This window comes from Sphaerobacter sp. (assembly GCF_019683595.1).
In the GTDB taxonomy this organism is placed as follows: Bacteria; Chloroflexota; Chloroflexia; order Thermomicrobiales; family Thermomicrobiaceae; genus Sphaerobacter.
This window is the reverse complement of the sequence record NZ_JADGHZ010000119.1, coordinates 1-11,247: the sequence shown is the minus strand read 5'-3', so window position 1 is coordinate 11,247 and position 11,247 is coordinate 1. Positions and strand designations below refer to the sequence as shown.

The window sequence follows — 11,247 nt, the reverse complement described above, 5'->3', positions numbered from 1 at the left end:
CCGGCGGCGTGCGGGGCGGGTGTCCCAACCCGGTGGCGGGCGGGGGTTTGGCGGGCGCTCCCGAGGCGACTCACCCCGCCTCGCCGTCATTCGCCGCTTCCTCCGGCGGCTTGACGCGGGCGAACATCGCCAGCAGCAGCAGGTCGTACGCACCCTTGAGCACTCCGGCGATCAGGAGCGGCCAGCCGAACGTGGAGAGGCTCAGCAGGTACCCGGCCAGGAACGGGCTCCCGGCCGAGGCCAGGCTGCGGGGCACCGACGTGACGCTGGCCGCGGCCGGTCGCTCGGCCGGCGTCACCACCGCCATCACGTAGGAGTTCCGCGCGGGCACGTCCATGTTGGACAGGAGGCTTCGCAGCAGCAGAAAGAGCACGGCAAGCTCCAGGTTCGGCATAAACGGCACCAGCGCCAGGAACACGTTCGCCGGCAGGTGGGTGAGCGCCATCGTCTTGATCAGCCCGATCTTCTCGGCGAGCCGTGCCGAGACCAGATAGGACAGCGAGGCGAGGACGCCGGTCCAAAAGAAGATCGTCCCGGCGGCCGCGGCAGAAAGGCCGTATCGCTCGAACAGCCAGAGCGCCAGCAACGACTGGACGACGAAGCCGCCACCGAATGCGTCGAGGCTGAAGAGCGCGGCCAGCCGGAACACGGTCTTGCGCGACTCGCGCAGGGGCGAGTGCGTCACGCCGGGAGGTGCCTCGACGCCCGGCGACAGCCGACGGTAGAGCAGCAGGGCCACGAGCGCCAGCAGCGCGTAGAGCAGAAACATGCCCTCCAGCGCCTGCCGAGAGCCGAGTCCGGTGTGGTTCGAAACCGCTCCCGGCAGACCGGCGGCGAGCGCGCCCACTGCCCCGATCAGGGACGCCACCAGGCTGTAGCGGGCGAAGAGTGCTGTACGCTGCCGGTTGCTGACCGTCTGCGGCAGCAGTGACTGCTCCAGCGGCAGGAAGACGCTGACGTCGCCGGAAGACGGGTTGAGCGTGCCGAGAAAGGCAATGAGGAGCAGCGGCCAGAAGTCGTGGACGAACGCGAACCCCACCCCGGTCGCAGCCATGACCAGCGTTCCCAGCAACAGGAGCGGGCGGCGCCGCAGGCGGTAGCTCACCAGCCCGACGAGCAGCGTCAAGATGGCCGACCCCACCAGCGTCGCCGTGGTCAGCGCCCCGATGCGGACCTCCGAGAACCCCAGGTCGGCCAGGTAGAGCGGCAGGAGCACGCTGACGAAGCCGTCGCCAAAGGCCCGCACGCCTCGCGCGGCGATCAGCAGTGCCGCATCGCGCGTCGCGTCCTCCGGCAGAAATCGCACCCGCGATCCCCGCGCGGATTCCCCAACTTTCGTCGTCCCGCTGCCCTCCGCCATGCTCCACCGCTCCGCGTGTGGCTCTGTGGCACGCCCGGCCGCGCCCTGCACCCCGCGAGCGCCGACATCCGGCCGACCATCGCGGGCGCTCGGTGCACCGCCAGCAAATACCCAGGTTCGAACGGTATCTAGTCCGCCGCCCGCTCCTCCGCGACACTGACCCCGAGCAGCTCGACCAAGCGGGAGCGGCAGCGGGCGACATGCAGCACGAACCGCCGGTCACCGATGAGGGAGCGCAGGATCGCATCAGGAGCGGGGATCGGGCCCTCGGCGACCAGCGCGACGTCGCGGTCGTATACCCGATCGATGAAGCGCACGAAGCGCAGGGCCTGGTCGGAATCGTCGAGCGCTCCCACGCGATCGACCTCGATGATGTCCACGAGGTCGAGCCAGGCGGCATCGTACATGGGGTGGATGTCGGTGAGGAACTGGAGAAGCTGATCCCAGGCGACGCGCAGGGTGCGCGGCTCGCCGACGAGACGCCCCCGGCGCACCTGCGCCAGCGCGAGCCGCCGGTCGACGCCGTCGAACCGCTGGATGGTGAAGGCGCTCGCGATCTCCCCCACCTCCCTGCGGAAGTCGTCGCCGGTCATCCCTTTGGCCGAACTGCCGAGGGGGTCGGCGTTGGCGGTGGCGATGATACGGGGGGAACCGGAGAGCATGGCGCGCAGCAGGGACACGAGCAGCATGATGTTCGCCGGGTCGCGCAGGTCGATCTCGTCGATGCAGACCAGGCGCTGGCTGGCCAGAAGGCGGCTCAGCCCGGACATGCCCAGTGTGCCGGCGGCCGCCGAGAGCTCGTCGAAGGTGACGAAGAGCTTCGGTTCGGGCGCGGCGTTGAAGGCCGCGGCCATCAGGTGCGTCTTGCCCACGCCGGGCGGGCCGTCCAGGTAGAGCCCGCGGGGTGTTAGGTCCGGGGCGCGGCGGAACAGCCGCCGCCGCGGCGGCTCCGAGGCGAGCATGGCGCGGACCTGCATGAGCGCCGCGGCTTGACCGGGGTATGCCGGGTCGGGACGGTAGTCATCGAGCGACGCCGCCGCGAAGCGGGCCGGCAGCCGAAACTGCGGCCCGCGCACCGCGGCGACGTGCGCTCGTAACTCCGCCAGGCTCACCTCGGGCACACGGCCCCCCGTAGCTCGGCGTCGGTGGCCACGGCGCGATCTACCGCGCGCTCGCGACCGCGGCGAGGTGCCGCGCGATCGCCTCGTTGAACTGCGGCAGGTCGGAGGGGATGCGCGAGGTGATGAGGTTGCCGTCCTCGACCAGCGGTTGATCGACGTACGTCGCCCCGGCGTTCTTCACGTCGTCGCGGATGCCGGCGACGCAGGTGACCGTCCGGCCCCGCAGGACGTCGGCCGAGATCAAGAGCTGCGGGCCGTGGCAAATCGCGGCCACCGGCTTGCCCGCCTCCACGAACGCCCGGGCGAACGCCACCGGCGCCTCATGGATGCGCAGGCGCTCCGGAGATCCCCCGCCCGGGATCACCAGCGCGTCGAACTGATCGACGCTGACCTCGTCGAAGGTCGCATCGACCTGGAGGGTCGCGCCCTTCTTGCCCTCAACTGTCCCGGGCTGGAGCCCGATGACCGTCACCGTCGCCCCCAGGCTCTCCAGGTGCTGCTTCGGCTCGACCGCCTCGGAGTCCTCGAAGCCGGCCGCAACCACCATGGCTACACGCTTGCCATCCAGCTTGCTCATAGAGAGACCCTCCCTTGGTTGCTGCGTCGCACCGGGCCGCGCCATCGCCCGGCCACTTCCCAGCATAGCAGAGGCCACGCGCAGCGTAACTAGCTGCACCAGGCGTGCCGGCCTACCCTCGCACGCACCCGAGCCGGCACCCACGGGAAGACGACCCACTGGCGAGCCCAGCGCCCCTTGCCGTCGCGTACTCGTGGACACGCCCACCCCGCGAGTGGGGTTGGGCGTGTGCACAGCCGTGCCGTTCGCGGTCACCCCGACGGCCGGTGCCGCATCCCTACTTGTCGAGCCACGTCTCGCGCAGGTAGATGCGCGAGAGCGACGGAATCGCCTTGTAGCCCTTTACGTAGGTCTGCGACGGCAGGTACTGGTAGTAGCAGTAGTAGGCCAGCACCGGCACCAGCTCGTCAGCCAGCAGCTTCTGAACCTCATCATAGATCTTCTTGCGCTCCGCCTGGTCCGTCTCAGCACGGCCGCGCTCGAGCAGCTCATCGACACGGGCGTCCGCGAGTCCCGAGGCGTTGTTGAGCGACTGGCTGTGGAAGAAGTTGTAGGTGTAACCGTCCGGGTCCGGCTGGAACGTGTAGATGATGTTCAGCAGGTCGAAGTCGCGGGTCTGGTTGATCGTGTTCAGCAGGTTGCCCCACTCCACCTGCTGGATCTCGACGTTGATCCCCAGCGGCTTGAGCTGGCTCTGCAGCACCTGCGCGTTCGACACATCGAACTGGTACTGCGGCGAGACGGTCAACGTGACGTTGAAGCCGTTCGGGTAGCCCGCCTCGGCAAGCAACTGCTTCGCCTTCTCAATGTCCTGCTTGTAGCTGGCGTACTCCGAGACCGGCAGCGCCCAGTTCTTCTCGGCCGCCGGGATGACACCGGAGATCTCGCCGTCACCGAACACCGCCGTGTCGAGGAACTGCTGGCGATCGATGGCGTAGGAGAGCGCCTGGCGCACCCGTGGGTCGTTGAGCGGTTCGCGGCGGCAGTTGATGAAGGTGAGGGTGTAGGAGGTGCACAGCCCCTTGTACATCTGGTAGCCCTCACCGCTCAGCAGGTCGGCGTTGGTCTTGTCGAACAGGCGGGTCATGTCGATCTGCTGCGCCCGGATGGCCGCCATGCGGGATGCTTCGTCCGTCGTGATCTGGAGCACGAGCTCGTCCACCAGCGGCACGTTTCCACGCCAGTGGTCGGCGAAGCGGGCGAAGGTCCCCTGTTGGTTAGTGATGTACTCCTTGAACTCGAAGGGGCCGGTACCCATGGCGACTGCGGTCAGGTCGTTGTTGTTCGCCTCGGTGAAGGCCTTGGAGATGATGGCGGCACCCGGCATGGCCATGAACCCGATCAGCGGGGCGAACGGGTTTTTCAGATAAACGACCAGTGTGCTGTCGTCCTTCGCCTCGAGGCCGTCGATCTGGTTGAACCAGACACCGCGCGTGCTCTTGACCTCGGGGTCGATCATCCGCTCATAAGAAAAGATGACATCCTCGACGGTGAGCGGCGAGCCGTCGTGGAACTTCACCCCTTGCCGGATCTTGAATTCGTACGTCTTCTCATCAATGACGTCGAACGACTCCGCCAGCGAGGGCACCACCTGCAGATCCGGCGTAAAGTGGAACAGCGTGTCGTAGATGTGCTCGTAGAACATCTGCGACGAGAAGGCGGTCGCCAAATGCGGATCCAGGCCCACCGGAGCGGTGTCGATGGCAAACGTCAACCGGCCGCCCCGCTTGACCTCACCGCTGGCCTCTTCCGTTGCGGCGCTTTCCCCGGCAGCGGGCGTGCCGCTCGGCGCCTCGGTGGCGCTGCTTCCGCCATCCGACTGACCGCCGCCGGACCCACCCTGCTGCGGCGGTGGGCTCGGCTCGGAACCGCAGGCCGCGATGAACGCGCTGATCGCCGCCAGGCCGACCCCGCCACCGGTCAGCCGAGCGAACTGGCGCCGGCTGATCCGGCCCTCCTTGCGGAGCCGGACGAGCTGGTCGAGCAAGGCTGTCGTGCGGTCTTCCACCGATTCATCTCCTCCAGGTGACTTCGGTTCCCTTCGCGGCGAGAGGCGGTAACCGACCTCGCCGCACCCGGCGCTGACGCGCCTGAAGCCCATGTGTGGATCACCGGACGGTACGCGGGTCGAGCACGTCCCGCAACCAGTCCCCCAACAGGTTGAACCCCAGAACGGCGATCATGATGGCGAGACCGGGGAAGATCGCCGTCCATGGAGCGATCTCAACGAAGCGCCGGCCGCTGCTGAGCATGGCGCCCCAGGAGGGTGTCGGCGGCTGCGCTCCGAGTCCCAGGAAGGACAGCGCTGCCTCGGAAAGGATCGCGAACGAGAGCGCGATCGTCGTCTGCACGATCAGCGGCGCCGTCACGTTCGGCAGAATGTGCCGGAAGAGCGTGCGCAGCGGGCGAGCGCCGATCACCCGGCTCGCCTCCACGTACTCGTTGTGCTTGGCCGAGAGGACCGGGCCGCGCACGATGCGCGCGAAGGACGGCATATACACGATGCCGATGGCGATCATGACGTTGTGCAGCGCGGGTCCGAGGACCGCCAGCAACGCCAGGGCCAGCAGGATGTCCGGGAAGGCGAAGACGATGTCGAGGATCCGGCTGATGACGGCATCGACCCAACCCTCGGCGTAGCCGGCGATCAAGCCGAGTACCCCGCCCACGACCAGGGCGATCGCGACCGCGATCAGGCTCACCTGGAGCGAGACGCGCGCGCCGTAGATCACCCGGCTCATCACGTCCCGCCCGAACTCGTCGGTGCCGAACGGGAAGTAGAGACTCGGCCCGTAGAGTCGATAGACGGACTGCTCGTACGGATCGTGCGGCGAGATCACGGGCGCGAGAAGCGCCATCAGCAGCACCAGGGCGACGAGGGCCAGACCGACCTTGCCGCTGGTGCTACGGGCCAGGTGGCGTCGCGCCCGAGCCCAGACGCTGCGCGAGCGGGCACGGTCCTGCGCCCCAAGGGCCGGTACCCCCTTCGGCAGCGTCATCGACTGCCGCACGTCACTCATCGCTCTTCCTCGCCTCGCGCCCAATCCCCAAGCGGCCCCATCGCAACTCCCGGATCCGAACGGACGATCATGAGTACCGGATGCGGGGGTCGATCACGGCATAGAGCAGATCGACCAGCAGGTTGATGACGACGAATGCGAACGTGGTGAAGAGCACGACCCCCTGGATCATCGTGTAGTCGCGCTGCTGGATCGCGTCGATCGCCAGCCGGCCGATCCCCGGCAGGTTGAACACCTGCTCGATGATGATCGCTCCGCCGAGTAGCCGCCCAACCTGGATACCCACCACGGTCACGACCGGGATCATCGCGTTCTTCATCGCGTGGTGCAGGATGACCTGGCGCTCCGCCACCCCCTTCGCGCGCGCCGTGTTGATGTACTCGCGGTTCAGCACTTCCAGCAGGGAGGAGCGGGTCATGCGCATCGTGATCGCCGCCAGCGCCGCCCCCAGGGCGATCCCCGGCAGGATGAAGATCTGAATGTTGCGCCACGGATCGGCGGTGAACGACACGTAGGTTGCGGCCGGGAACCAGCCGAGGTAGCGGGAGGTCACCAGGATCAGCAGCGTCCCCAGCCAGAAGTTCGGGACCGACAGCCCGAGCAGGCCCAGCGTCTGAACGCCGGCCTCGGTTCGGGTTCCGGTCTTGAGTGCAGCGATGATGCCGGCGGGAATGGCAATGAGGAGAGCGAACACGACGGAGAAGGCAGCCAGCTCGAGGGTCGTGGGAAGGCGACCGAGGATTTCGTCCAACACCGGCTTACCGGTGCGCATCGAGTGGCCAAGATCGCCACGAACCACATCACCGGCCCAGAGCAGGTACTGCTTGTACAGCGGCTGGTCGAGGCCGAACAGCCGTCGCAACTCGTCCGCCCGCTCACCACCGGCCACTTCGGTTCCCAGGATCATGTCGACGACGTCGCCGGGGATCAGGCGGATGAGCGCGAACGTGACGATCGAGATACCCAGCAGCACTGGGATCAACGCCACTAACCGCCTGAGCACGTACCGCAGCATCGCCACTCCACCTGAGAGCCGTCATGGCCGGTGCGCCGTGTCTCGCTTTAGTGGGTGTGCGGACAGCATGCGAGGAAACGAACGCCCTGTTACCCAATACCTTGCGGATCCTGTACGGTTCCGGCGGGCATACTACTACGGGCCTTCTCAATCGGCAAGGCACGAGCATACGCTGTTTCGTCGCGGCGTAGAGCCGCGCTTCTTGCCGGGTGGTGGGAACCACCCTATGATGCAGCGGGGGGTGCCGATCCCGTGATGGACAAGCGAAGTACACGGGACGAATCCGGCGCCCGGGGATGACACCACGAGGGGAGAACCAATGGCAGCGGATGTCGTGTTCTTGAATGGGCGCGTGGTGACGATGGACCCGGCACAGCCACGGGCCAGCGGCGTCGCCGTGCTCGGCAACCGGATCTTCGCCGTGGGCGACGATGAGACGATCCGGTCCGCAGTCGGTCCGAACACGCGCGTGATTGACCTCGGTGGTCGCACCTTGTTGCCGGGCTTGAACGACAACCACTGCCACCCGGTGAACTACGGTTTCAACCTCGCCAAGATCGACGCCAGCCCGGCCGCGACGCCCACACTCGACAGCCTGCTGGAGCGCTTCGCCGAGGTCGCGGCGAAGGAACCCGCCGGAAACTGGATCCAGGGGCGGGGGTACGACGACACGCGGCTCGACGTCAAGCGCCACCCGACTCGCTGGGATCTTGACCGCGTGACGCCCAACCACCCGGCCATTCTGACCCGTACCTGTGGCCACATGTCCGTCGTCAACTCGGTCGCCCTGCGCATGGCCGGGATCACGGCCGAGACGCCGGACCCGCCGGGCGGCCGTATCGTCCGCGACGAACACGGCGAGCCGACCGGCCTGCTCCAGGAGCACGCCCAGGATCTGGTGCGCAAGTTGATCGCGCCGCCCACCGTGGCGGACATCAAGGAGGCGCTGGTCGCCGCCGGTGAGCGGTTCCTCGCGATGGGGATCACCAGCGTGGCCGAGGCCAGCCTGCGGACCTCAGACGAGCTGGCCGCGTACCAGGAACTGCGGCGCGAGGGACGCCTGCCCGTCCGCGTCTACCTCATGATGATCATCGACGACACGTTCGATGCGATGGAGAAGCTCGGGGTGCGCACGGGCTTCGGCGACGAGTGGCTGCGGATCGGCCCGGCCAAGCTCCTGCAAGACGGGAGCGGCGGCGGGCGCACCGCGCTCATGAGCTATCCCTACCCGGACGAGCCGGACAACTACGGCATCGCGGTTTACACCCAGGAGTACCTCGACGAGGCCTTCCGCCGCGCCGCGGCAGCCGGGTTCCAGGGCGCGGCGCACGCCATCGGGGACCGCGCCATCGACATGATCCTAACCGCCTTCGAGCGGGCGCTCGAAGCGCATCCCCAGCAAGATCCGCGCTGGCGCATCGAGCACTGCGGCCTGCTCCGGCCCGACCTGCTGGAGCGCATGCGCCGTTTGAACGTCATCGCCGTGCCGCAGCCTTCGTTCGTGTACTACCTGGGCGACTCCTACATCCGGAATTTCACCAAGGAAGCCCTGGCGCTCTCCTACCCGGCCCGCACCTGGTTCGACATGGGGATCACCGCCGTTGGCAGCTCCGACACGCCGGTCGTCCCGGCCGATCCGTGGGTGAACATCCGCTCCGCGGTGACGCGGCTGACCCAGGACGGCCAGGAGATGGGCGCCGGGCAGGGGGTTACGCTGGACGAGGCGCTGCAGATGTTCACCATCAACGGCGCGTACGCTTCCTTCGAGGAGAACATCAAGGGGAGCATCACTCCAGGTAAACTCGCCGACCTGATCGTGATCGACCGCGACCCGTACGAAGTCGAGGCCGTGGATTTGCACACGATCCAGAACGACCTCACCATGGTCGACGGCCGGATCGTCTACGAGCGGTAACGGCACACTGTCATCCGAGCCGAGCGAAGCGCAATCGCGTTCAGGGAAGGAGGACGCATGCTGACCATCCGCTATCTGGGCCACTCGGCATTCTCTCTGGAGGCTGACGGCAAGCAGGTCTTGATCGATCCCTTCCTGACGGGCAACCCCGCGAGTGCCGTCTCGGCCGACGAGGTCAACCCGACGACCATCCTCCTCACGCACGCGCACAACGACCACGTCGGGGATGCCGTCGAGCTCTCGAAGCGCACCGGCGCCACCATCTTCGCCACGCACGAGCTGGCCACGTACCTGGGACAGAAGGGCGCCAACGCGGTGGGGGCCAACCACGGCGGCACGGTCGCCTTCGACGGCGGCACGGCCAAGTTCGTCCCGGCCTGGCACACGTCGGCGTATCTGGACGGTGATACGTTCGTCGCGCCGGGGGTTCCGGCCGGGTTCGTCGTCCGCTTCGGCGGCCAGACGGTGTACTTCGCCGGGGACACCTGCCTCTTCGGTGACATGGCGCTGATCGGGGAGGAAGGTCTGGATATCGCGGTCCTTCCCATCGGCGACCACTTCACCATGGGCCCCGCCGACGCCGTCCGCGCCGTCAAGCTGCTCAAGCCCAAGGTGGTCATTCCGTGCCACTACAACACGTTCCCACCGATCCAGCAGGATCCGGAGCAGTTCAAGCGGGACGTTGAAACGCAGACCGGGGCACGCTGCGTGATTCTCAAGCCCGGGGAGGCGTACGAAGCGGGTTCGTAAGGGAGCGAGGTCCATGGAGAGGGCCGGTCAGCCGCGCATTCTCGTTTGCGATCCGATCGACGATGGTGCCCTCGACCTCCTACGGCGGCACGCCCGCGTGGACGTTCGCACCTCGCTCGACCCTGACGAATTGGTCGACATCGTCGACGGCTACGACGGTCTCGTCGTACGCGGCAGGACCCAGATCACCAGCGAGGTAATCGAGGCCGCGACCGCGCTGCGCGGAATCGCGCGTGTCGGCTTCGCCGTCGACAACATCGACATCGAAGCCGCCACCGAGCGTGGCATCGTCGTGGTGCACTCGCCCGGGGCACGCACGCACGCGGTGGCGGAGATGACCATCGGGCTGATCCTCGCCGTCCTGCGGCAGATCCCGGCGGCCGACCGCTCGGTCAAGGCCGGCCGCTGGGAGCGCCGCGCCTTCCGCGGCCGGCAACTCCGGGGCGCGACGGTCGGCGTTATCGGCTATGGGCGCATCGGCCGCGAGGTGGCGCGGCTAGCCCACGCCTTCGGCGCTACCGTGAAGGCGTACACCCACACTCCCCGCCCCCTGGAACACGCCAAACAGGTCGATTTCCAGGCACTGCTCGCCTCAAGCGACATTATCACCCTGCACGCGACCCTGACATCCGCCACCCGGCACCTGATCAACCGGGACGCCATCGAGCAGATGCGCGACGGGGTGGTGATCGTAAACACCGCGTCGGGCGGGCTGATCGACGAGGCCGCTCTGCTGGAGGCACTCGAGCGTGGTAAGGTAGCAGGGGCGGGGCTCGACGTCTTCGCCGACGAACCGCCGTCCCTGCGGGCACTTGTCGAACACCCTCGCGTCGTTACCACCCCGCGGATCGGCGGCAGCACCCAGGAGGCCGACCGAGCCGTGAGCGAGTTGGCCCTCCAGAGCCTGCTCGCGGTGCTGCGCGGCGAGCAACCCGCGGTCGCGGTCAACCCGCCGGGGAGTTGAACACGACCGCCCCGCCACGACATCGAGCGGGAGCACTTCCGATGGACGAGACGAACAGGACGCAGGAGCAGGCCCGGCTCGACCGGGCCGCTCTCAATGCCGAGATGACGCGCACCGCGTTCCAGCGGAAGGCCGTGTCTCATTTATCTCCTGATGAGGCGCTGGAGGACGCGATCGCGTTCTTCAAGGCCCGTGGCTACCGGGCGGGCCGCACCGGTCGTCCGAACCAGATCTACATCATGGGTGGCCGGGAAGGAATCCTGCCGCGCGTCACCGCGGAGATCCTGGCCCAGGGGAACGTGGGCAGGGCCAAGACCACGATGCTTACGATCAGCGGCTTCGGCGAACACCTGCGCACCCACTTGCAGGCGTACACCGAGCACGTTCGCGAGCAACGCCGCCTCGCCCGCCAGCGCGACGCCGGCTGAACCCTCGTTCACCCCAGGAGCACTAGCACTGTACTGAGCCGCACCCCTTCCTGACACGAACCACCCCTCTCCCAACCTTGGGAGAGGGGTCGGGGGT

Annotated in this window: 10 protein-coding genes; 4 read left to right on the top strand and 6 right to left on the bottom strand. The window is 67.6% G+C overall.

From position 1 onward, the window contains the following. Positions 1-70: 70 nt before the first annotated feature. The 6 genes from IRZ30_RS12155 to IRZ30_RS12130 all read right to left on the bottom strand — a co-directional run bounded on the left by IRZ30_RS12155 (position 71) and on the right by IRZ30_RS12130 (position 7,093). Positions 71-1,306: an MFS transporter gene (locus tag IRZ30_RS12155; RefSeq protein ID WP_294085472.1), complete on the bottom strand. Its 1,236-nt coding sequence runs from the start codon at positions 1,304-1,306 to the stop codon at positions 71-73. A gap of 182 nt (positions 1,307-1,488) precedes the next feature. Beyond that, positions 1,489-2,481, bottom strand: a complete 993-nt coding sequence (gene zapE / locus IRZ30_RS12150) for an AFG1/ZapE family ATPase (protein ID WP_294085470.1) — start codon at positions 2,479-2,481, stop codon at positions 1,489-1,491. Positions 2,482-2,521: 40 nt separating this feature from the next. Beyond that, the gene (locus tag IRZ30_RS12145; RefSeq protein WP_294085467.1) at positions 2,522-3,058 is read right to left on the bottom strand and encodes a type 1 glutamine amidotransferase domain-containing protein; all 537 of its coding nucleotides are present in this window, start codon (positions 3,056-3,058) and stop codon (positions 2,522-2,524) included. Between the two features lie 277 nt (positions 3,059-3,335). After that, positions 3,336-5,066: an ABC transporter substrate-binding protein gene (locus tag IRZ30_RS12140; RefSeq protein ID WP_294085465.1), complete on the bottom strand. Its 1,731-nt coding sequence runs from the start codon at positions 5,064-5,066 to the stop codon at positions 3,336-3,338. A gap of 100 nt (positions 5,067-5,166) precedes the next feature. Beyond that, positions 5,167-6,078 (bottom strand): ABC transporter permease, encoded by a 912-nt coding sequence (locus tag IRZ30_RS12135; protein WP_294085462.1) that lies wholly within the window; start codon positions 6,076-6,078, stop codon positions 5,167-5,169. A 67-nt stretch (positions 6,079-6,145) separates the two neighbouring features. Next, positions 6,146-7,093: an ABC transporter permease gene (locus IRZ30_RS12130; protein ID WP_294085460.1), complete on the bottom strand. Its 948-nt coding sequence runs from the start codon at positions 7,091-7,093 to the stop codon at positions 6,146-6,148. A 319-nt stretch (positions 7,094-7,412) separates the two neighbouring features. On the opposite strand from IRZ30_RS12130, the gene IRZ30_RS12125 reads away from it, so the two are divergent. The 4 genes from IRZ30_RS12125 to IRZ30_RS12110 are packed head-to-tail and all read left to right on the top strand — an operon-like array spanning position 7,413 to position 11,150. Next, positions 7,413-9,008: an amidohydrolase gene (locus IRZ30_RS12125; protein WP_294085457.1), complete on the top strand. Its 1,596-nt coding sequence runs from the start codon at positions 7,413-7,415 to the stop codon at positions 9,006-9,008. Between the two features lie 57 nt (positions 9,009-9,065). Then, complete coding sequence (locus IRZ30_RS12120; protein ID WP_294085455.1) at positions 9,066-9,758, top strand: metal-dependent hydrolase; 693 nt, start codon at positions 9,066-9,068, stop codon at positions 9,756-9,758. 13 nt (positions 9,759-9,771) lie between these two features. Then, the gene (locus IRZ30_RS12115) at positions 9,772-10,722 is read left to right on the top strand and encodes a hydroxyacid dehydrogenase (protein WP_294085453.1); all 951 of its coding nucleotides are present in this window, start codon (positions 9,772-9,774) and stop codon (positions 10,720-10,722) included. Between the two features lie 41 nt (positions 10,723-10,763). Continuing rightward, the gene (locus tag IRZ30_RS12110) at positions 10,764-11,150 is read left to right on the top strand and encodes a hypothetical protein (protein ID WP_294085452.1); all 387 of its coding nucleotides are present in this window, start codon (positions 10,764-10,766) and stop codon (positions 11,148-11,150) included. Positions 11,151-11,247: the final 97 nt, after the last annotated feature.

Bases quoted from the DNA above. Each gene is read 5' to 3' on its own strand.
- IRZ30_RS12145 (WP_294085467.1), bottom strand. From the start codon at position 3,058: ATGAGCAAGCTGGATGGCAAGCGTGTAGCCATGGTGGTTGCGGCCGGC.
- IRZ30_RS12110 (WP_294085452.1), top strand. From the start codon at position 10,764: ATGGACGAGACGAACAGGACGCAGGAGCAGGCCCGGCTCGACCGGGCC.
- IRZ30_RS12130 (WP_294085460.1), bottom strand. From the start codon at position 7,093: ATGCTGCGGTACGTGCTCAGGCGGTTAGTGGCGTTGATCCCAGTGCTG.
- IRZ30_RS12135 (WP_294085462.1), bottom strand. From the start codon at position 6,078: ATGAGTGACGTGCGGCAGTCGATGACGCTGCCGAAGGGGGTACCGGCC.
- IRZ30_RS12115 (WP_294085453.1), top strand. From the start codon at position 9,772: ATGGAGAGGGCCGGTCAGCCGCGCATTCTCGTTTGCGATCCGATCGAC.
- IRZ30_RS12120 (WP_294085455.1), top strand. From the start codon at position 9,066: ATGCTGACCATCCGCTATCTGGGCCACTCGGCATTCTCTCTGGAGGCT.
- IRZ30_RS12125 (WP_294085457.1), top strand. From the start codon at position 7,413: ATGGCAGCGGATGTCGTGTTCTTGAATGGGCGCGTGGTGACGATGGAC.